The sequence below is a fragment of the Achromobacter semiaridum genome (assembly GCF_053543755.1).
This window is the reverse complement of sequence record NZ_JBLVOL010000014.1, coordinates 51,052-70,641: the sequence shown is the minus strand read 5'-3', so window position 1 is coordinate 70,641 and position 19,590 is coordinate 51,052. Positions and strand designations below refer to the sequence as shown.

Genomic DNA, 19,590 nt, shown 5'->3' with positions numbered 1-19,590 from the left:
CCCCCCGCCTTTCTTTTTTTACCGGAAGTCTCTAGTGAAATGCTATGCAAAACCGCTAGCCGCGTGCCTGTTGGCCGTGGCGGCGCCGGTCTGCGCTCAATCGTCGGTAACGCTATACGGCAGGCTGAACACCGCGCTGGAAAGCAGCCGGATCAGCGGCGGACCCGAGCCGGGCAGCGCCGCCCGGATGACCAATAACCGCTCGGTGTTCGGGCTACGCGGCACGGAATGGCTGGGCGACGGCACCAGCGCCATCTTCCAGATTGAAAGCGGCATTGCGCTTAACACCGGCCAGGGGCAGATCGCCAGCCGCAACACGCGCGTGGGGTTCGACGGCCCCTATGGCACGCTGTTCCTGGGCAACTGGCACACGCCCTATACCGAAGCCACGCTGCCCTACGACCCCTACTACGCGACCACGGCGGGCTACATGGCCTTGCTGGGCAACGGCTCGGCCGCCAGCACCGGCAACGTCGAGAACACCAGTTCGTTCGACCGCAGGCAAAACAATTCCCTGCAATACCGCACGCCGTCCTGGCAGGGCTTAAGCGGTGGATTCGCGTGGGGGTTGCCCCAGTAAAAAATGACAACGCCGCGCAATCCGCAGCTGTTTTCGTGGTCGGGCAGCTATGACCGGGGCGGTTTGAACCTGGCGCTGGCTTACGAACTGCACCGCAATTACCAGGCGGCGAACACGCACGATGACGCCTTCAAGATGGGCCTGTCGTATCAGTTTCCGACGACGCGAGTCGCAGTGGTGTATGAACGGCTGCGCTATCGGACGGCCAGCGGATCGTTGACCCGGGACGGCTATTACGTGTCGATCGTGCAGGCGCTGGGCGGGGGCAGCCTGCGCGCCGCGCTGGGCGTGGCAAGCAACGGCCGCGGGGCGTCGACGCAGACGGTGGGCTTTGTACGCAGCGGATCGGACACCGGCGCGGTGCAGTGGACGGTCGGGTACGACTACCCCTTGTCGCCCCGCACCGCCCTGTACGGCTATTACTCGCGGATCAGCAACCGGGCGCGCGCCGACTACGACTTTGCCATCAACAGCCTGGGCGTAACGCAGGGCACCAGCCCGCAAACGCTGGCCATCGGCCTGCGCCACAACTTCTAGCGGGGATCTGCCGCGCGCCGCAACCGGCTACGACTATGGTGGTAGTGGATGCGTCCCCGGCGCGGGGCCGTGCCAGAATTCCGGACATGCAAGTTGCCCCAGCAGCGCAAGCCCCGCGCGCCGACTTATGCGCACGCCCCCTCAGGAGTTCATCGTGAAGCCATGCGCCAGCCCCGGCATTTCCCACCCCGTGGACCCCTTGGTCTATATCGTCGATGACGAGCCCGCGATCACGCAGTCGTTGGTCGCGCTGTTTGCCTCCGTGGGCCTGGCCGCCAAGGCCTTTCACAGCGTGCGGGAATTTCGCGAGTTCGACAGGGGCGATCGCCCGGCATGCCTGCTGCTGGACGTGCGGCTGCGCGATGGCAACGGCCTGGCGCTACAACAATTGCTGCAAAGCGACGGCGATGCCCTGCCCGTCATCATCATGACGGGTCACGGCGATATCCCCATGACCGTGCGGGCCATGAAGGCCGGCGCACTGGACTTCCTGACCAAGCCCTTCAACGAACAGGACTTGCTGGATTGCGTGCGGCTGGCCTTGCAGCGCGACGGCGAGCGCCGCGCCGGCGAGCAGGCCATGCACGGCCTGGTGCAGCGCTATCAGAGCCTGAGCCCGCGTGAAAGGCAGGTCATGGAACACGCCACGGCGGGCTTGATGAACAAGCAGATTGCCGACCGGCTGGGCATCAGCGACATCACCGTGAAGATCCACCGGGGCAACGCCATGCGCAAGATGCAGGCGCGCAGCTTTGCGCAACTGGTGACGATGGCCGGGCAGATAGGCGCGGTCGCTTAGCCCGTGGCTAGTCGCCCACGGCTAGTCGCCCACGGCTGGTCGCCCACGGCTCGCCGCCCGCCGCTGGCCGCCCGCCGCTAATCCCCCGCTTCGAGAAGCCCCATGGACTGTGCCAGCAACACCAAATCCGCGAACGTGCGGGCCTGCATCTTGCGCATGGCGTTGCCACGATGAATTTTTACCGTGGCTTCGCTGATGTCGGCCTTGGCGGCGATCTGCTTGTTCAGCAGGCCGGCTGCCGCCAGCCGCATCACTTGCTGTTCACGCGGCGACAGCGTGGCGTAGCGTTCGCGCAGCGTCCGCGCGTGGCGGGCGGTTTCATGCCGCGCGCGCGCCTTGTCCAGCGCGGCGTGGACCGCGCCCAGCAGGTCTTCGTCAGTGAATGGCTTGGCAATGAAATCCACCGCGCCGGCCTTCATGGCGGTGGCCGTCATGCGCACGTCGGCGTGGCCCGAAATAAAGACGATGGAAAACGGCGCATCGCCCGGCGACAGCCGCGCCTGCAAGTCCAGCCCGCTCAGGCCGCGCAACCGCACGTCCAGGATGATGCAGGTGGGCACGGTGGGCAAGCCGCCTGCCAGCATCTCTTCGGCGGACCCGAAGGTGCGCGCATCCAGCCCCTCGGACCGCAGCAGATTGCTCAGCGCCTGGCGTATCGACGCGTCATCGTCCACCACCCAGACCACGGCCCTGGCCGCTGCGGTGGCGGCTGCGGTGGCGGCTGCGCCTGCGCCTGCGGTGGCGCAAGCGCCGGACGGGATGGCGGATTGATCTTGCATGGTGAAATCGGCGCGCGGAAACGGCAAGGAGCGGGGCGGGAAGAAAGGCAAAAAATTATACCTTTGTATGGCTTTTTTCCCGGGGCTTTCTGCGGGTATGCTTGGGAACTCGCGACGCGGCCATCCAGCCGCTCGTCGCCCTTGATACAGGAATGCACAGTGAATGCCGCCCCCCTCATTGCGGTCGTCGACGACGACGCTTCAGTGCGTAAGGCGCTTGGCAGCTTGCTGCGCTCCCTGGACCTGAACGTGGTGTTGTACGACGGCGCGGCGGGTTTGCTGGATGCCGAAGACCTGACGCGGCTGTCCTGCGTGGTCACCGATATCCAGATGCCCGGCATGACCGGCCTGGCCATGTGCGCGGCCCTGCGCGAACGTGGCCTTGGCGTGCCCGTCATCCTGATGACGGCATTCCCCGAAGAACGGTATCGCGAACAGGCACGGCAGCTGGGCGCATTCTGCTTTCTGTGCAAGCCCTTCGAAGACGCCGAAATCCTGCGCTGCATCGACCGCGCCATCCACCCGGAAGCGCCGGCTCCCTGACATGTCCGCCTTCGACCCAAGCGCCGGCCTGGCCGCCTCCCCCTTTGTCGGACGCGGCGCGGAACTGCGCATGCTGGACGACGCCCTGGCCCGCGTGACGGTGCAGGGCAACGCCGAACTCGTGCTGCTGGCCGGCCCCGCCGGTTCGGGCAAGTCAACCTTGGTGGACCGGCTGGCGCAACGGGCGGACCTGGCCGGCGCGAGCTTTGCCGGCGGGAAAAGCGACCAGCAACTGCGCGACATTCCCTACGCCCCCATCACCGATGCCTTGCGCACCCTGACCATGGCCGCGCTGGGCCGCGATGAAGACGCGCTGGCGCCGCTGCGCGAGCGGCTCGTCGAACGCCTGGCGGGCCAGGGCCGGCCCGTTGCCGAGATCTTTCCCGAGATAGAACACCTGATAGGCCGCACCGCGCCTTTGTCCAGCGTGCCGGCCAAGCAGGCCCAGCAACGCGTGCACAACGCCTTGCTGCAAACGTTTTCCGCCTTTGCACAGGCCGGCTATCCGCTGGTGCTTTTCATCGACGACCTGCAATGGGCCGACGCCGATACGCTGGCCTGGTTGAAGGCGTACACGGTCAATCCCCCTGCGCACGTGCTGCTGCTGGGCGCGTATCGCGACCAGGACCGCCAAGCAAGCCAGGCGTTTGAATGGCTGATTCACGCCGACCGCTGGAACCCCATCCAGGTCACCCGCATGACGGTGGCGCCGCTGTCCGCGCACGACGTCTGCGAACTGACCGCCGCCGTGCTGCGCGGCGACGTCGATGCGGTCAAGCCGCTGGGGCAGGCGTTGCACCAGGTCACGGCGGGCAACCCTTTTTTTGCCCGGCAGCTGTTGTTGACCCTGATGGACGACGGCGTCCTGTCGTTCGACGCAGCATCGAAAACCTGGCTGTGGAACCCGGCCGACGTGATGAATCCGCGCTATGCGGCCAGCGTCGTGGACCTGATGGTGACCCGGCTTGAACGCTTTCCCGAAGACGGAAGGCGCTTGTTGAGCCAGATGGCCTGCGTGGGCCTGCGCAGCGGCGACGCGCTGCTGGCCCGCATTGCCGATCTGCCCGTGGCCGATGTGGCGGCCCGGCTGCAACCACTGGTCGATGCGGGCCTGCTACGCCACGACGACGGCGTCTATGTGTTCGCGCATGATCGTGTGTTGGAATCCGCGTACGCCATGACGCCGCCCGCGCAGCGCCCGCAAGCGCATGCGCGCATCGCCACGCTGATGGCGCAGCTATGGGCCGCGCAGCTTGGCGACTACGCCTTCGAAATTGCCAACCAGATCGAGCTTGCCGAGGGCGTTGACCCCACGCTGGCGCAACGCGTGGCGTTCGTGCGCGTGCTGACGCTTGCCGGGCGCCGCGCCAAGGAGGCGGCGGCGGTGCAGCAGGCGGCCCGCTACGTGGGCGCGGCCTGCCGGCTGATGCAGCCGGACTGGTGGACGACGCAGTACGCGTTGGCCTACGACGCCAGCCTGCTGCGATGCGAATGCCTGTTGGCGCAAGCCGAATTCGCCACGGCGGCGCAAGAGATCAGCGCCCTGCTGGCGCGCGAACTGCCGCCGATGGACAAGGCCGCGGTGCACCGGCTGAAGGCCGTGCTTCAAACGCTGCGGTCCGACTACGAAGGCGCAATCGGCGCGGCGCTGTCCGGTTTGGCGCTGCTGGACGTGCCCCTGACCCGCGCACCGTCCGCCGCCGCGCAGCGCGATGCGTATGACGTTGTCCGGCACAAGCTGGCCGGCCGCCCCATCGCCTCGCTGGGGCGCACGGCGATGACTCGCGACCGCCGCGTCCAGACCGTGATGGGCCTGCTGTCCACGCTGATCTCGTCTTTTTTCGTTGACGACGGCATCCGTTTCACGCATCTGGCCAAAATGGTGGAACTGACGCTGGACCACGGCGCCACGCCGGAATCCGCCTATGGGCTGTCGTGGTACGGCGTTTTCATCGCGGCGCAGTATGAGGACTATGAGGACGGCTTGGCCTACGGACTGGCGGGCATGGCGCTGGCCGAGCATCACGGCTTCGAGGCCGAGCGCATCGCCACGCTGGTGGCGGTGGACCAGGTCAGCCCCTGGACGCAACCGCTGAGCGTCGCGCTGGGGCACGTCCACACCGCCGTGTCGCTGGGCCGCGCGTCGGGCGACCTGGGCATGGCGTGCTACGCCAGCAACCACATCGTGTCCGACCTGCTGTTCATGGGCGAGCAGCTGCGCCTGGTCGAAGAGGAAATCGAACGCGGCCTGGCGCTCACGCGGTTGATCCAGTACGTAGACATCGAGCTGCTGCTCAAGGCGCAGCACGGGTTCACGCGGCGGCTGTTGGGTACGCCCTTGTACGTGGGCGACGAGCCCGCCTCCGAGCAGGCGCGCCGCACGCGGTCGGAATCCACCCGGTTCTGGATCTGGCTGTACGACGGCATGGGAGCCTTTTACTTCCATGACTACGCGGCAGCGGTCGACAGCCTGTCGCGCGCTGCCGCGCTGAAGTCGTCCGTGATCAGCCACATCAATACGGCGGATTGTCACCTGTACCTGGCGCTGGCCATGGCGCGTGCACCGGGCGCGGCGGCCGACCCCGCAGCCACCATCGCGGCGTTGCAGCCGCATCGCGCGCGCTTTGTGACCTGGAGCCAACTGAACCCGGCAACCTTTCTCAGCAAGCTGCAACTGATTGACGCCGAACTGGCCCGCCTGCGCCAGCAGCCGCTGGTGGCGCTGCAAAGCCTGGAGGCATCGTCCGACGGCGCGGGCGCGGCGGGCTTCGTGCACGAGCAAGCCCTGGCCCACGAGATGGCGGCCGGCCTGTGCCAGGCCAGCGGCCTGATGTCGGCGGCCCGCCAGCATGTGCGGCTGGCCCACGCCAGTTATCGCCGTTGGGGCGCCAGCAAAAACGCCGACCAGGTGTTTGCCACGCACGCGGCCTTGTTGGCGTTGCGCGCGGACGCCCCTGAACCGATCGAGCGCGACGGTGCGGCCAATGCGGCGGACTGGACCATCGGCGTGCGCGCATCGCAGCTGATTTCCAGCGAGGTGGTGCTTGACCGCCTGGTTGAAACGCTGATGACCAACATGATGGATTATGCCGACGCGCAGTACGGCCTGTTGCTGCTGGTGCGCGGCGGAGCGCCGCTGATCGAGGCGTCGGCGCGCCGCGTGGGCGATACCTGCGCGGTCACGCTGGGCAGCGCCACCCCCACGGCGGACACGCTGCCGCTGACGGTGCTGCACAGCGTGCTGCGCTCGCACCAGACGCTGGTGCTGGCCGACGCGGTGGTGGATGCGCCGTCGATCCACGCGGCAATGGCCGCGACGCGGCCGCTGCGCTCGGTACTGTGCCTGCCGCTGATCCGGGGCGGCATGCTGCTGGGCGTGCTGTACCTGGAAAACAACGACGCGCCAAATGTGTTTGACGCCGGCCGCACGGCGGCGCTGGAACTGCTGGCGCCGCACGCGGCGATCTCGCTGGAAATGGCCGGGCTGTACGCACAATTGGTTGACGAGAACCAGCGGCGCGCGCAAGCGGAAATGAATTTACGCATGGCGCGCGCCGACCTCGCGCGCACGTCGCACCTGACGGTAATGGGGGGGCTGGCCGCCTCGATCGCGCACGAAGTCAATCAACCGCTGACGGCAATCGTGACGTCGGTCGGAGCCAGCCTGCGTTGGCTGAACCGGCCGGTGCCCGACATCGATGAAGCTCGCGAAAGCCTGAACCACATCAAGAGCAACGGCCTGCGCGCGGCCGAAATCATTCGCGCCCTGCGCTCGCTGGCCAAGCAGGCGCCCGCCGTGCTGGCGCCGGTGCGCGTGGACGATACCCTGGGCGACGTGCTGACGCTGACGCAGATGGAAATGGACGCGCAACAAGTGCGCCTGCTGACGCGCCTGGAATCCGACGCCGCGCTGGTCGAGGCAGACCGCACGCAACTACAGCAGGTGGTGCTTAACCTGGTCACCAACGCGATCGACGCCATGCACGCCACGCCGCAAGGACAGCGCCAGTTGATCGTGTCGTCGCGGCTGGAAGGCGACATGGTCGAGGTCAGCGTTGAAGACCGCGGCCCCGGCATCGCGGCAGAGGATCTGGGTCGCATCTTCGACCCCTTCTTCACCACCAAGGCGCAAGGCATGGGCATGGGCCTGGCGATCTGCCGATCAATCATCGAAGCGCATGGCGGCACCCTGCACGCGCAGCCGCTGACACCGTGCGGAACCCGCTTCTCGTTCCAGCTGGCGCGCCTGCGCACGGCAAACTGACGTCCGCGGAAAGGACGTGGGCCAGCAAGGCCCATGCCCAAAAGCGCGCACACGGGCAGGTCCGGCACATGCTAGGCTGGCACTATTTCCCGCCCGTCCCACCCAGATGAAATCCTTTCTCCAGTCCGAGAAGTTTCTACTCCTGGCGTGCGTCATCGCCGTTGCCGGATACGCCGCCGATTCACCGCTGCGCGACGTTGGCCGAATGGCCAGCCTGGCGGAAACGACCATCCTGATCGGGGCCATCCTGTGTGCGTCGTTAAGCGTGGCGCGCCATGCCGAGCGCATCGCGCAAAAGCTGGGCGACCCTTACGGCAGCATGATCCTGACGCTGTCGGCGGTGCTGGTGGAAGTGATCGTGCTGGCCATCGTGTCGTCCAAGGGCGGCTCGCCCACGCTGGTGCGCGACAGCATCTATTCAGCGGTGATGCTGGACATCAACGGCATCCTGGGTGTGGCCGCGTTGATCGGCGGATTCAAGCATGGCGAGCAGGCCTACAACGATGATTCCGCGCGCACTTACAGCGTAATGATCCTTACCGCCGTGACGGTGTCGATGATCGTTCCGGAATTCGTGCCGCAAGCCAGCTGGCGTGCGTACAGCGCCTTTACCATCGTGGCGATGTTGCTGCTGTACGGCGTATTCCTGCGCATGCAGACCGGCCCGCACAGCTACTTTTTCAGCTACAGCTATCCCGAAAAGAAAACGCGCCGCAACCAGCCCGCGGCATCGCGGACCAGTTGGCGTCCGTCGGCCGCGATCATGGCGGCCGGCATCGTGGCCGTGGGTTTCCTGGCCGAACTGATGTCGCATTCGCTGGACCGCGGCCTGGAAGGCGTCGATGTGCCGATCGGCCTGATTGCCTTGATCGTGGCAGGCATTTCCGCCGCGCCCGAGATGCTGACCGCGCTGCGCGCCGCCCTGGCCAACCGCATGCAATCCGTGGTGAACATCGCCTTGGGGGCATCGCTGTCCACGGTGATCCTGACCGTGCCCGCCATGGAGGCCATGGCGTTGATCTCGGGCCAGCGCATCGTCATGGCAATGACGCCGCTACAGACGCTGATGATGCTGGTGACGCTGCTGGTCGCCGCCATCAACCTGAACGATGGCCAGACCAACGCCATTGAAGGCATGACGCACTTTGTGCTGTTCGGCGCCTTCCTGATGCTGCTGAGCCTGGGGCTGTAGCCGCCGGGGACCGGCGCCGGCGCGCATCAAAACCGCTGATGCTGATCGAAGGGCACCTCGGCGTCGGTCGGTTTTTCAAAAGTGGGCGCTTCGCCATTCAAATCCGCCACGTGGATGCGCGCCAGGCGCGTTGCTTCGTCGATCGCCGTCTGGGCCGACCGGTACGTGGTCTCGATGGCGATACGTTCGCCCGGCTGCGGTGCGCCGGCCAGGGTCAGCGTATAGCCGATGCGCCACGCCCCGCCGTCTTCAACGGGCCGCTCGATCTGAAAATCCCACTTAGGCTTTTCCATGATTCCCTCCTGTTGAAACGCCCCATGCTACCGCGATTGCACGCGGCAAAAAATGGTCCCGGCAGCAGGCGCGACGGGCATGGCAATTGCTGCACAGCGGCTTTCACGGCCCACAGGAGACGCCATGATTTCCGAACGATTGCGCAGGTTGCGGCACATCGCGAAATTCGCTGCGGAACGTTCCGGCGATTACGTGGAGTTGGTGGGCATCGAGTTATCGCTGTATCGGGGGGCCTTGATTTCCACGCTGATCAGCGGGGTGGCGCTGGTGTTCTGCGCGCTGGGCACCCTGGGGTTCATCTCGGTTGCCGCCATCGTCACCTTCTGGGACACCGAATACCGCATGCTTACCGCGTGGCTGGTTGCCGCCGCCTGGCTGGTGGTGACCCTGATTTCGCTTGCCATCGCCCGCTACAACGCACCCAAGGGCTCGCCCTTTGCCGAACTGAGCCACCAGGTCCGACTGGATACCGCCGCCGCACGGAGCCACTATGCCCAAGACCACCACCCAGGCTGATAAAGACGCGCTGCTAGCCAAGATGGAGCATGACCGCCAAGTGCTGCGCCGGGCGGGCATCGCAAGCGCGCGTTCACCCTCGTTTGGCCAGGCGGGCGCGGCGTGGGCCAAGACCACCGCGCTGGCCGCCGGGGCGGCGCTGGGCTGGCCGCCCTTCCTGAAGCAACCGCTGCGCGCCATGACGGTGGTGGCGTTGCGGGCGCGCGTCGCCGAACTGCTGGACCGCCGCAATACCCGGCGCGTCAGCGGCATCCTGCCCGCGCCCGAGGTTGAACGATTGACGCGGTTGATCGCGGAGCTGCGCGCGTCGATGGCGCGGCTGCAAGCGCTGGGGCCGGACGTGACGACGGGCGCGGACGCCATAGAAGCCGAGCGCCTGCGCATGCAGCTGGACGGGCACGTGCAGCGGCTGCGCGCTTTGCAGGGCGGGATGTCGGCGGATGCCAGCAAGCCCTTGCCGCCTTGAAAGGCTTTCACCCCTGCCGGTAAAACGCCGCGGGCGACACGCCGAAGTGCTTCTTGAACATGGCCGCGAACGCGCTTTGGCTGGTGTAGCCGTGTTCCAGCGCCACATCCACCACGCGCGCGCCGCCCGCCAGATGCTCCAACGCCAACAGCAGCCGCGCCTGCCGGCGCCACTGGCCCAAGCGCATTCCCGTCTGTTGCAGGAACTGCCGATGCAAGGTGCGGGTGGACACGTGCAGCCGCGCCGCCCATTCGTCCAGCGTCAGCGCCGCGTCCGGCTGGCGCATCAGGGCATCGCAGAATTTTCGTAGCCGCGCGTCCGCCGGCATGGGCAGATACAGCGGCAACACCGGCAGGCTGCGCAATTCCTGCAACAGCAGGTGCAGCAAATGCCAATCGCGAGAGCCACTGCGCTTGGGCTGGGTCACGTCCATTTCGACCGCCGCCACGATCAGTTCCCGCAGCAAGGGCGAAATATCCAGCACGCAGCTGCGGGCGGGCAGCTGCTTGTTGGCGCGGCTGTCGACAAACACGGTGCGCATGCGCACGGCCCCGCTCATGCGCACCGAATGCGCCACGTCGGCCTCCAGCCACACGCCGCGCGTGGGCGGCACCACCCATCTGCCGCCTTGCGCTTCGATGGTCATCACGCCCTGAATGGCGTAGAGCAACTGCGCGCGATCGTGGTGGTGGGGCCGGATCACGTGCCCATCGGCGTAATCCACCGCCAACGCGGCGGCGGGCGCGCCCGAGGCCACGAATGCGCTGTAGAAAGGGGAATATTCCATACCTTCAGATTGGCAGTTTTGCGATAACTTGCGACATAGTAGCGCCAGACGGACGCCACGCCCCCCGGCAACATGCAAGGCTTGTTTCGGAGACCTTCATGTCCATCACTTCCCTGCTCTTTCCCTTCATGGCCATCGTGCTGTGGGCGGGCAACGTCATCGTGTCCAAGCTGGCCGCGTCGGCCATTTCGCCCACGGCCATCACCTTCTATCGACTGATCCTGGCGCTGGCGCTGATGTCGCCGTTCGTGCTGCGGCCGCTGCGGCGCAACTGGGCATCGGTGCGGCCGCACCTGGGCAAGATGGCCATCAGCGGCCTGCTGGCCATGGCGCTGTTCCAAAGCCTGTCGTACCGCGCCGCCGAAAGCACCACGGCCACCAACATGGCCATCGTGACCGCGCTGGTGCCCTTGCTCACGGCCATCCTCAGCGTGATCGTGCTGGGCGAAGCGCTGACCGTCGGCATGGCCGTGGGCGGCGTGCTGTCTTTCGCGGGCCTGTTGTACCTGGTGGGCCAGGGCGACATCGCCGCCATCGCGCACAACGGCGTCCACGCGGGCGACCTGCTGATGCTGCTGGCTTCGTTGTCCTACGCGCTGTACGGCGTGCTGCTGCGCCGCTGGCGCTTGACGATACCGGCGTGGCAGGCGGTGTACCTGCAAGCCATCGCGGCCCTGGTTTTCATGCTGCCGTTCTTTTTGGTGCTGCCGGCGGGCAGCGCGTCGCTGGACGCGCGCACCCTGCCGTTGATCGCCTACGCCGGCATCGGCTCGTCCATCCTGCTGTCTTTCTGCTGGATCCAGGGCGTCAAGCACCTGGGACCCAACCGTTGCAGCATCTTCATCAACCTGCTGCCGGTGCTGACCGCCGTGCTGGCCGTGGCCATGCTGGGTGAGCAGATGCACGCGTATCACGTCATCGGCGGCAGCATGAGCCTGGCGGGCGTGCTGATTGCGCAGACGGTGCATCGGCCTCTGCATGCGGGCGCGGCGCCCAGCAGGCTTGCCGCGCAAGGCCTTGCGACGACGCCGGCTGCGCCCAGCCGGGCACGGCGCGCACGCTAACGCTATTCATTGCATGGCAGGTACGACGCTTGCGTGGGCCGCACATATCGCAAGAACCAAGGAAGCCCATGACGCCCAACCCCGACGGCTCGGCCCCATGCGCGGACGTGCTTATCGTGGGCGCGGGCATTGCCGGGCTTTCCTGCGCGACGTGGCTGGCGACGGCGGGCCTGCGCGTGGTGGTGCTGGAAGGCAGCCGCGTCGCGGGAGGCCGTGCGCGCAGCTGGGCGGACCCCACCACGGGGGACACCGTCGACATCGGCCCGCACGTATTGCTAAGCCGCTATGACAACTTCCTGGCCTTGCTCAAGCGGCTGGACACCGCCAACCACGTGGCGTGGCTGCCGCGCAAGCTGCTGACCGTGCAGGATGGCAGCCGCGCGTTTCCCGTCGTGACGGCGCCCTTGCCGGCACCGCTGCATTGGCTGCCCACCCTGCCCGCCGTGCTGCCCAGCGCAGGGTGGGCCGACCTGCTGTCCAACACCAAGGTGGCGTGGCAGGCCATGCACGGCACCGAAGCAGATTTCCTGAAGCTGGACACGCTGCCCGCCCGCCGCTACCTGCTGTCGATGGGCGTGCGCCCCGCGTTTGTGCGCTGGTTCTGGGAATCGGCCGCACTGGCGCTGCTTAACGTGCCCTTGGCGCATTGCTCGGCCGCATCGATCCTTCGACTTGCCGCGCATATGCTGGGCCACCGCGACGTGCGCTTCGGCATTGCCAAAGTAGGTTTAAGCGACTTGTACATCCCCGCCGGCAAACAGGTGATCGAAGCCGCCGGCGGGTCGCTGCGGCTGAACCACAACGTCCGCACGGTGACGCGCCATGACAGCGGCTGGATGCTGGCTCTGGACAATGGCCAGGCGTTAAGCGCGCGGCATTGCGTACTGGCCGTGCCGCCCGACGCCTTGCGCGCCATGCTGGCCGCCGCGCCCCCTGCCGCAGCGCCGCAATGGCACGAGCCCAGCCCCTACATCAGCTGCTATCTGTGGTTTGACCGCCCGCTGACGAATGACGTGTTCTGGGCGCAGCCCTGGCCGCGCACGCAGTTGAATACTGACTTCTACGACTTGAGCAAAGTCAGGGACTTCAGCTTTTGCCGTGGCTCGGTCATCGCCAGCAACATTATCTGGAGCCACCGCGCGGCCGGCATGTCCGATGACGCCATCGTGGCGATCACGATGCAGGAACTGGCCGCCCGATGCCACACCCCGCCGCGCGGCCACCTGCTGGCACAGGCCGTCCACCGTATCCCGATGTCGGTGCCTGCGCCCCGGCCTGGCGGCGAAGCGCGACGGCCGGGCGCGGTGCTGGACGACGGCTTATATCTGGCCGGCGACTGGACCCGCACGGAACTTCCCGCCTGCATGGAAAGCGCCGCGCGATCGGGCGCACTGGCGGCCGAAGCCGTGCTGGCGCACATGGGCAAGCCGCGTTCTGTCGCGCGCCCCCCACCCAAGATGGACCGTCTGGCGGGCTGGCTAAGGCGACGCCCCTAGCACGGCAACGGGCGCGCTAGACGCCGAACCGGGCCGACAAGTGTTGCAGGCGCGCGCTGGCCAGCGGTTCACGACCCGCCAGGAATGACAGCGGACCGTCCGGCTCGAAAAACCATCGCGCGGCGCCGCGACTCATTCGGCCGCGCAACATGCACCGCGTGCGGATGGGGCCGGAGTCGCCGTCCTGTACTGTCCAGATCGGCAAGCGCACCGGCACCTGCAAGCGCGACGGCGGCTCATATTGCAGCGTGGCCACTCGTCGGCCATCCACCGTGATCGACGCCGTGGCGCCGTCAGCAAACCCGGACGACGGGCCGTCAGACGACCCGGCCTGGAACACCCCCATGCGTTTCGGAATTCCCCATAGCGTTCGGCCACCGGCCGCTGCCGCTTCGTCGTCCACCCAGATAGGCCCGACGGTACATGCCGGGGCCACGATGCCGGACGATTGCACCGCCACGGCAAAAAGCAGCTCGTTATAGGCCAGCGTGCCACCCGGTGCATAGCGAGCCCACACCGTCGCGCACAAGGCCTGACGGCCCAGAGACACGAGCCGCGCGCCGTTGGCCGCCGCCACGGGCAGCGCATCCAGCGGCACGCGCCAGACGCTGATCAGCGCCGAGCCCTGCAAGGACCACGGCGCGCGGGGAAACGGTGTTGCGGCTGGTGTAGACATGGGCGTTGCTCTCGGGTGTAACGGACGCAGCCCTGGGCCGGGCAGCGGCACGTTACCTGGCAGGGATTTGCCGGTGCAAGGCGCTTGCAGCAAGCCGTGTGCCGGGCAATGCGCGGCGCGGGCGTCGGCCGGCCACGGCCCCGGCTACGGCTACCGTGGTGCGTCCCCGCAGTGCTGTCCAGCGCGCTGGCGTTGTTGACGGCCGCACCAGAACGGGCAGCATCAGTGGGGGCACCATCAGTGGGGGCAGCGGCCCAGCGCCTGGTCGCGGGCGACGTCGCAGGCGCGATGACGCTACTGCCGTCAACGCCGCAGGCTGCGCTGATCCTGGCATCGGGGCAAGCGTTTGCCGCATTGCTATACGTGCTGCGCGCCGTCACCGTTGTAACGGCGGTGGCGCTTTACGGATTCATCGACCGGGAAGATCGCAGCGGTGTCGCACCGATACCCGCGCGTGGCCAACGTTCTGCGGGCGCGGTGGGTGATTGAAGGGAGGGTGTTGACGATCAAGGTGCCAGAGGGCGATCACCACGGCATCGCAGTCGCCCCTCCATTGCACGCCGTCACGACGGCGCATCCACCTCATTCTTTTCCTTCTCCTTCTTCTCCTTTTTTTCTCCATCGTAGTGAGACTTGATGGCGAGAAACATGCCCGTGCCCAACACCAGCAGCTTGAACGTACCGAAGACTACAGGGACCCAAAAGTTCATCATTTCCTCAAAACGCTGCTTCAGCAGCCTCATGTACTACTCGTGCCAGGCAAGTCGATCGGCAAAGCGTGCGACATCCGCGACGCGGATCATGATACGTGCGCCGGACGACCCATGCACTTTCAGAATTATCCCGTGATCCTGATCTACCGATCTGCACCGCATGAAAACGCTGCCAACTGCACCGTTTTTCGCGGCCTGCCCCGCTTGGCGGGCGTCTCGCGCATGATCGCGACGAACGCGTCGATGGATGGGTTGGGGTTGTCGGGGTGCCGGGCGGCGGCTAGCTCTGCCCGGAAGGCGCCCGGCCCGCGTATGCCCAAATACGTCAACACATCCATGCGCATGCGCCCCAGCGAGGCCGGCACCACCGCCGCGCCAAAGCCGGCTTCGACCAAGGTCAGGATGGTGGGGATCATGCTTTCCTGGACGATGTCCGCGGGTTTGCCCGCGGCCTCGATCATCTGGCGCAGTACCTGGCTAAAGTACCGCGAGCGGTCGCGCGCATAACCGACCAGCGGCAAATCCAGCACCTGCGCCATCGTTACCCAGCGCTTGGACGCCATCGGGTGATCGGCCCGTAGCGCCAACACCATGGGCTCGGAATACAGCGGCACGGGCGCCAGGTCGGCATCCGCAAAAGGTGGCCGCAACAAGGCGAGATCCAGGCGGCGCTGGTGCAGCGCATCCGGCATCTCGCTGGAGTTCATTTCCTGCAAGTCCAGCATGACGCCGGGAAAACGCTGGCGAAACGCGAACAGCGCTTGTGGCACATTCGAATAGGCCGCGCTGGGCGTCAGGCCAATCGTCAAGTGGCCGGCATCGCCGCTGGCCGCGCGCCGCACATGACGGATGGTGGCGTCGTGTTCGGCGGCCATCTGACGGATGCGGCGTTGCAGTTCCGCCCCTGCCGACGTCAGCCGCACCGAACGCGTGGTGCGTTCCAGCAACTGCACGCCCAGCTCCCCTTCCAGCTTGCGCACGCTTTGGCTCAATGGCGGCTGGCTCAGATGCAGGCGCTGGGCGGCGCGGCCGAAATGCAGTTCCTCGGCCACCACCGCAAACACGTGTAGCAGACGGCTGTCGATCAACATTTATTTTCCTGACGAATCAATAACAAGAGAATAAGGTATTAGACAACCTAATCGCAGCTTTCCTACTATGCGTCGACAACTCAACGCCCGGGACAGAACCCGGCAATACAGCGGAGCGCCATGCGCATGACGACCTTGACCACCATGAAACTTCTGGCCGGCGCCCTTGCCGCCGGCCTGTCGCTGGCTTCTGCCGGCGCTGTTGCGCAAGCCGCCTACCCCACGCAGGCAATCAAGTTCATCGTGCCCTACGCCGCCGGCGGGAGCTCTGACACACGTTCGCGGCAGTTGGCACAAAAGCTCAGTGATTCACTGGGCGTGCCGGTGGTGGTGGACAACAAGCCGGGCGCCAGCGGAAATATCGGCACGGGCCAGATCGCCACGGCCAAGCCCGACGGCTACACGATCGGCTTGGGCAACTTTGCGCCATTGGCCGTGAACAAGGCCCTGTACAGCATGCCTTTCGATCCGGCGCGAGACCTGGCACCCATTGCGCTGATTGAACGCGGCCCCATGGCACTGGGCGTGAACGACAAATCCCCCTACGCCGACCCTGCCGCATTGATCGAAGATGCCAAGCGCAATCCCGAAAAACTGAATTACGCCTCCACAGGCGCGGGCAGCGCCTCGCACTTGAGCACCGAGTTGTTCAAGGAACAAGCCGGTATGAACGCCACCCATGTGCCGTACCGGGGCGGCGCGCCCGCCGTCAACGACCTGATCGCCGGCAACGTGGACTTCTATATCGAACTGCCCAGCCTGTTCCTGCCTCACGCCACGGGCACGGCGCCCCGCATCAAAATGCTGGCGGTGGCCGCCGACAAGCGCGTGCCCGGCTTGCCCAATGTGCCCACTTTCAAGGAACTGGGTCTGGCGCAGATGGTGGTGTCGAACTGGTTCGGCGTCATTGCGCCGGCCGGCACACCGCCCGAGGTAATCAAGACCTTGAACGAACACATCAATCGCGCATTGCAAGACAAGCCGTACCGCGACATCGTCGAGTCTCAAGGCGGAGAAGTTGCCGGGGGCACGCCCGAAGAATTCAGCGCCTTCATCGCCGGCGAAAGCGAGCGGTGGACGCAGCTGATCCGCCAAAAGCAGATCAAGGTTCAATGATGCGGCAAGCGCATTCAGCATGGTCACGCAGCAAGGACGGCGACGAGGCGATCAAGGCGTGGGTCTGGTTGACTGAGCCAGGTCCCCTCCCGACCGGCGCGGCGGCGCCGCTGGCGGGCGTGGGGTTTGGCGTGAAGGACGTGATCGATGTCGCCGGCATGCCCACGCGATCCGGCTCTCCGGCGACTTCGCCCGCGCCGGCAAGCTGGGATGCCAGCTGCGTTGCGCAGTTGCGCGCGGCGGGCGCGGTGCCGATCGGCAAGACCGTGACGGCAGAGTTTGCCTACGCTTCGCCCGGCCCCACTCGCAACCCGCGCCTTCTTACCCACACGCCGGGCGGCTCGTCCAGTGGCTCGGCAGCCGCCGTCGCGGCGGGAATGGTCGACATGGCGCTGGGCACGCAGACCGGCGGGTCGATGATTCGCCCGGCGGCGTTTTGCGGCGTGGTCGGGTTCAAGCCCACCTTCGGCCGCGTCCATCGGCAGGGCATGAGCGTGTTGTGCGATTCGTTGGACACGATCGGCTGGTTCAGTCGCAGCGTAGAACAATCGCGCGCCATTGCATCGGTGTTGCTGCCGCAGAAAATCGCAGCGCAGCCGCCGACCAGACCGCCACGCGTTGCCCTGCTGGCCTGCGAAGCCATCGGCACGCTGGCACCCGCCGCGCGGCAGGCGCTGGAGGATTGCGCGGCACGGCTGCGTGATCAAGGCGCAAGCGTCATCACGCCCGAACTCGACAGCGACCTGAAGACACTGTTGCCGCTGCACACGCAGACCATGTACGCCGAGCTGGCGCGCGGACTACTGCCGGTGTTGCAAAGCCCGCAGGGTGATCTGATCTCGCCGGTATTGCGCGATGCCGTGATGCAGGGCCTGAAAATTTCCTACGCCGACTACGTGCAATGCCAGCACACGCGCGGCGAGCTGGCGCGGCAATGGCTGGAGCGCTTCGGTGATATCGACATTCTCATCACGCCCAGCGCACCTGGCCCGGCGCCGGCCGGGTTGCAGTCCACCGGGTCGTCGGCCTTCAACCGCGTCTGGTCGCTGTTGGGCTGGCCCGCTCTGCACCTGCCCACGGGGCTGACCGATAACGGTTTGCCCGTGGGTGTGCAATGCGTGGCGCGGCCGGACCAGGATCATGCCCTGTTGGCTTGGGCTGCCGACTGGCACGAGCGCATCGCGCCGACGGTCAACGCCGGGCAACGCTGATCAACACGTGTAGGCACGGGTGACCGCCGCTGACCACCGCCGAACACGAGTCACCCGCAGCGGCCCTGGTCAAAATCCCGCGCCGCGCGCAGCAACCGCGCTTCGCTGCCCGCCGCGCCCAGCAGTTCCAGGCCAACCGGTATGCCGCTCGGCGTGAAGCCGATGGGCAGGCTCAATGCAGGCAAGCCGGTAACCGAAGCCAGCAGGCCGTTGCCGCCGGTCTGTGCTTCGCCTAGTTGCACCGGGCCACCCCGTACGCTGGGATACACCAGCATATCCAGGTTGCCGGACGCCATGGCTGCGAGGACCTCGGCGCGAATTGCCCCGGCGCGGACCCGCGTTGCCTGACGGGCGCTGCCGTCCACATCCCGCATCGCATTGCGTTCGCGCAACACCGTCATGACTTCCGGATGCGGGTAGGCGCCGTCCAGGATGTCGCCCAGGCTGCGCACCGGCAAGCCGGCGTCACGCAGGCACTGCGCCAGCGCGTCACGAAATTCGTAGCCCGTGACGTTGGCGGCGGAAAGGCGTGCGTCGTCGATGGACAGCGCCGCCTGCCGCACCGTCGCACCGGCCGCCTGCCAGCGCGCCAATGCCGCCAGCACGTGCGCGGATACTTCCCGCTGCGCCGCGCCGCCGCCGAACAAGGCATTGACGGTGCCGACCCGCCAGTCGCTACGCTTCGGTTGCGACGCCGCATCCCCGCCGTCGCGGCCCGCCATGACCAACCACAGAATTTCCAGATCATCCACACAGCGGGCCATGGGGCCTACCGTGTCCAGCGTGGGCGACAGGGGCACCACGCCGGACGTGTCGCATCGCCCCGCCGTGGGCCGCAACCCCAGCACCTGGTTGAACGCCGCCGGGATGCGGATGGAGCCGCTGGTGTCGCTGCCGATGGCGGCCGCCGCAAAGCTGGATGCCACGGCCACCGCGCTGCCGCCGCTGGACCCGCCCGGGACGCGCGTGGGGTCATAGGCGTTGCGCGTGCGGCCGGACATCGACGACACATTCGTGATGCCGCAGGCCAGCTCGTGCATGGTCGTTTTGCCCAGCACGATTGCGCCTGCTTCGCGCAAGCGCCGCACCACGTCGGCGTCCTGCCTGGGCAGGCGCTGCGCCAAGGCGCGCGAGCCTGCGGTGGCCGGCATGCCAACCGCGTCGATGTTGTCCTTGAACAGCAGCGGCACGCCGTGCAGCGGCCCCCGCACCACACCCGCGCGGCGCTCGGCATCGCGCAAGGCGGCCTGGCTGGCCGCCTCCGGGTTCAAGCAGATAAGCGCGTTAAGCGCCGGCCCCGCCTGGTCGTACGCCGCAATGCGCGCTTGATACGCGCGCAACAGATCGACGGCCGTCAAGCGCCCCGCCGCCATCCCCGCCTGCAACGCGGCGATAGGTTGCCCGAACACCGCGTCATCGTCAGGCAGCGGCCCGGCCAGCAACCGCGGCGTGCTCATCGGAAATGG

At 66.8% G+C, this 19,590-nt stretch carries 18 protein-coding genes and 1 pseudogene; 12 read left to right on the top strand and 7 right to left on the bottom strand.

Features of this window, described 5'->3' with window-relative positions:
* Positions 1–34: 34 nt before the first annotated feature.
* Together ACNPP0_RS04255 and ACNPP0_RS04250 are read left to right on the top strand one after the other, a co-directional pair.
* Positions 35–1,117 (top strand): annotated as a pseudogene (locus tag ACNPP0_RS04255) (porin).
* Positions 1,118–1,271: 154 nt separating this feature from the next.
* Positions 1,272–1,916 (top strand): response regulator transcription factor, encoded by a 645-nt coding sequence (locus ACNPP0_RS04250; protein ID WP_332611106.1) that lies wholly within the window; start codon positions 1,272–1,274, stop codon positions 1,914–1,916.
* Between the two features lie 77 nt (positions 1,917–1,993).
* Here the strand turns inward: ACNPP0_RS04250 and ACNPP0_RS04245 are convergent, their stop codons facing one another.
* Entirely contained in the window at positions 1,994–2,695 is a 702-nt protein-coding gene (locus ACNPP0_RS04245; protein WP_448705096.1) for a response regulator transcription factor, read from the bottom strand.
* A gap of 159 nt (positions 2,696–2,854) precedes the next feature.
* Between ACNPP0_RS04245 and ACNPP0_RS04240 the strand changes: the two genes are divergently transcribed.
* The 3 genes from ACNPP0_RS04240 (at position 2,855) to ACNPP0_RS04230 (ending at position 8,694) form a co-directional block, all read left to right on the top strand.
* Positions 2,855–3,238 (top strand): response regulator transcription factor, encoded by a 384-nt coding sequence (locus ACNPP0_RS04240; RefSeq protein ID WP_104142114.1) that lies wholly within the window; start codon positions 2,855–2,857, stop codon positions 3,236–3,238.
* A 1-nt stretch (position 3,239) separates the two neighbouring features.
* Positions 3,240–7,502 (top strand): AAA family ATPase, encoded by a 4,263-nt coding sequence (locus ACNPP0_RS04235; protein ID WP_448705095.1) that lies wholly within the window; start codon positions 3,240–3,242, stop codon positions 7,500–7,502.
* Positions 7,503–7,608: 106 nt separating this feature from the next.
* Positions 7,609–8,694 (top strand): calcium:cation antiporter, encoded by a 1,086-nt coding sequence (locus ACNPP0_RS04230; RefSeq protein WP_332611102.1) that lies wholly within the window; start codon positions 7,609–7,611, stop codon positions 8,692–8,694.
* Positions 8,695–8,720: 26 nt separating this feature from the next.
* On the opposite strand, the gene ACNPP0_RS04225 is transcribed toward ACNPP0_RS04230, so the two are convergent.
* On the bottom strand, positions 8,721–8,987 hold the full coding sequence (locus tag ACNPP0_RS04225) for a hypothetical protein (RefSeq protein ID WP_332611101.1): 267 nt from the start codon (positions 8,985–8,987) through the stop codon (positions 8,721–8,723).
* A gap of 124 nt (positions 8,988–9,111) precedes the next feature.
* Here ACNPP0_RS04225 and ACNPP0_RS04220 point away from each other — a divergent pair, with 124 nt between their 5' ends.
* Both ACNPP0_RS04220 and ACNPP0_RS04215 read left to right on the top strand, forming a co-directional pair.
* On the top strand, positions 9,112–9,504 hold the full coding sequence (locus tag ACNPP0_RS04220) for a phage holin family protein (protein ID WP_332611100.1): 393 nt from the start codon (positions 9,112–9,114) through the stop codon (positions 9,502–9,504).
* A complete protein-coding gene (locus tag ACNPP0_RS04215; RefSeq protein WP_448705094.1) occupies positions 9,479–9,970 on the top strand; it encodes a hypothetical protein in 492 nt (163 codons plus the stop codon). The genes ACNPP0_RS04220 and ACNPP0_RS04215 overlap by 26 nt, the downstream gene beginning before the upstream one ends.
* Positions 9,971–9,977: 7 nt before the next feature.
* Here ACNPP0_RS04215 and ACNPP0_RS04210 read toward each other — a convergent pair whose 3' ends face one another.
* Complete coding sequence (locus ACNPP0_RS04210) at positions 9,978–10,757, bottom strand: AraC family transcriptional regulator (protein WP_332611098.1); 780 nt, start codon at positions 10,755–10,757, stop codon at positions 9,978–9,980.
* A gap of 98 nt (positions 10,758–10,855) precedes the next feature.
* Between ACNPP0_RS04210 and ACNPP0_RS04205 the strand changes: the two genes are divergently transcribed.
* Positions 10,856–11,821, top strand: coding sequence for a DMT family transporter (locus tag ACNPP0_RS04205; protein ID WP_332611097.1), 966 nt, complete (start codon positions 10,856–10,858; stop codon positions 11,819–11,821).
* A 68-nt stretch (positions 11,822–11,889) separates the two neighbouring features.
* Positions 11,890–13,317, top strand: coding sequence for a hydroxysqualene dehydroxylase (locus ACNPP0_RS04200; RefSeq protein ID WP_448705093.1), 1,428 nt, complete (start codon positions 11,890–11,892; stop codon positions 13,315–13,317).
* A 16-nt stretch (positions 13,318–13,333) separates the two neighbouring features.
* Here the strand turns inward: ACNPP0_RS04200 and ACNPP0_RS04195 are convergent, their stop codons facing one another.
* Positions 13,334–13,993 (bottom strand): acetoacetate decarboxylase family protein, encoded by a 660-nt coding sequence (locus tag ACNPP0_RS04195; protein ID WP_448705092.1) that lies wholly within the window; start codon positions 13,991–13,993, stop codon positions 13,334–13,336.
* A gap of 288 nt (positions 13,994–14,281) precedes the next feature.
* On the opposite strand from ACNPP0_RS04195, the gene ACNPP0_RS04190 reads away from it, so the two are divergent.
* Positions 14,282–14,482, top strand: coding sequence for a hypothetical protein (locus tag ACNPP0_RS04190; protein ID WP_448705091.1), 201 nt, complete (start codon positions 14,282–14,284; stop codon positions 14,480–14,482).
* A 74-nt stretch (positions 14,483–14,556) separates the two neighbouring features.
* Here ACNPP0_RS04190 and ACNPP0_RS04185 read toward each other — a convergent pair whose 3' ends face one another.
* Together ACNPP0_RS04185 and ACNPP0_RS04180 are read right to left on the bottom strand one after the other, a co-directional pair.
* A complete protein-coding gene (locus ACNPP0_RS04185) occupies positions 14,557–14,736 on the bottom strand; it encodes a hypothetical protein (protein ID WP_046803852.1) in 180 nt (59 codons plus the stop codon).
* 113 nt (positions 14,737–14,849) lie between these two features.
* The gene (locus ACNPP0_RS04180) at positions 14,850–15,797 is read right to left on the bottom strand and encodes a LysR family transcriptional regulator (protein WP_448705090.1); all 948 of its coding nucleotides are present in this window, start codon (positions 15,795–15,797) and stop codon (positions 14,850–14,852) included.
* A 126-nt stretch (positions 15,798–15,923) separates the two neighbouring features.
* Here ACNPP0_RS04180 and ACNPP0_RS04175 point away from each other — a divergent pair, with 126 nt between their 5' ends.
* Together ACNPP0_RS04175 and ACNPP0_RS04170 are read left to right on the top strand one after the other, a co-directional pair.
* Positions 15,924–16,913 (top strand): Bug family tripartite tricarboxylate transporter substrate binding protein, encoded by a 990-nt coding sequence (locus tag ACNPP0_RS04175; protein ID WP_332611088.1) that lies wholly within the window; start codon positions 15,924–15,926, stop codon positions 16,911–16,913.
* A gap of 68 nt (positions 16,914–16,981) precedes the next feature.
* The gene (locus tag ACNPP0_RS04170; protein ID WP_448705089.1) at positions 16,982–18,124 is read left to right on the top strand and encodes an amidase; all 1,143 of its coding nucleotides are present in this window, start codon (positions 16,982–16,984) and stop codon (positions 18,122–18,124) included.
* A 50-nt stretch (positions 18,125–18,174) separates the two neighbouring features.
* On the opposite strand, the gene ACNPP0_RS04165 is transcribed toward ACNPP0_RS04170, so the two are convergent.
* The coding region (locus ACNPP0_RS04165; protein ID WP_448705088.1) for an amidase at positions 18,175–19,590 on the bottom strand (1,416 nt) is incomplete at its 5' end.

Coding starts and splice junctions, on each gene's coding strand:
- ACNPP0_RS04200 (WP_448705093.1), top strand. CDS start 11,890: ATGACGCCCAACCCCGACGGCTCGGCCCCATGCGCGGACGTGCTTATC.
- ACNPP0_RS04215 (WP_448705094.1), top strand. CDS start 9,479: ATGCCCAAGACCACCACCCAGGCTGATAAAGACGCGCTGCTAGCCAAG.
- ACNPP0_RS04195 (WP_448705092.1), bottom strand. CDS start 13,993: ATGTCTACACCAGCCGCAACACCGTTTCCCCGCGCGCCGTGGTCCTTG.
- ACNPP0_RS04185 (WP_046803852.1), bottom strand. CDS start 14,736: ATGAGGCTGCTGAAGCAGCGTTTTGAGGAAATGATGAACTTTTGGGTC.
- ACNPP0_RS04245 (WP_448705096.1), bottom strand. CDS start 2,695: ATGCAAGATCAATCCGCCATCCCGTCCGGCGCTTGCGCCACCGCAGGC.
- ACNPP0_RS04190 (WP_448705091.1), top strand. CDS start 14,282: ATGACGCTACTGCCGTCAACGCCGCAGGCTGCGCTGATCCTGGCATCG.
- ACNPP0_RS04230 (WP_332611102.1), top strand. CDS start 7,609: ATGAAATCCTTTCTCCAGTCCGAGAAGTTTCTACTCCTGGCGTGCGTC.
- ACNPP0_RS04225 (WP_332611101.1), bottom strand. CDS start 8,987: ATGGAAAAGCCTAAGTGGGATTTTCAGATCGAGCGGCCCGTTGAAGAC.
- ACNPP0_RS04235 (WP_448705095.1), top strand. CDS start 3,240: ATGTCCGCCTTCGACCCAAGCGCCGGCCTGGCCGCCTCCCCCTTTGTC.
- ACNPP0_RS04210 (WP_332611098.1), bottom strand. CDS start 10,757: ATGGAATATTCCCCTTTCTACAGCGCATTCGTGGCCTCGGGCGCGCCC.
- ACNPP0_RS04180 (WP_448705090.1), bottom strand. CDS start 15,797: ATGTTGATCGACAGCCGTCTGCTACACGTGTTTGCGGTGGTGGCCGAG.
- ACNPP0_RS04175 (WP_332611088.1), top strand. CDS start 15,924: ATGACGACCTTGACCACCATGAAACTTCTGGCCGGCGCCCTTGCCGCC.
- ACNPP0_RS04205 (WP_332611097.1), top strand. CDS start 10,856: ATGTCCATCACTTCCCTGCTCTTTCCCTTCATGGCCATCGTGCTGTGG.
- ACNPP0_RS04220 (WP_332611100.1), top strand. CDS start 9,112: ATGATTTCCGAACGATTGCGCAGGTTGCGGCACATCGCGAAATTCGCT.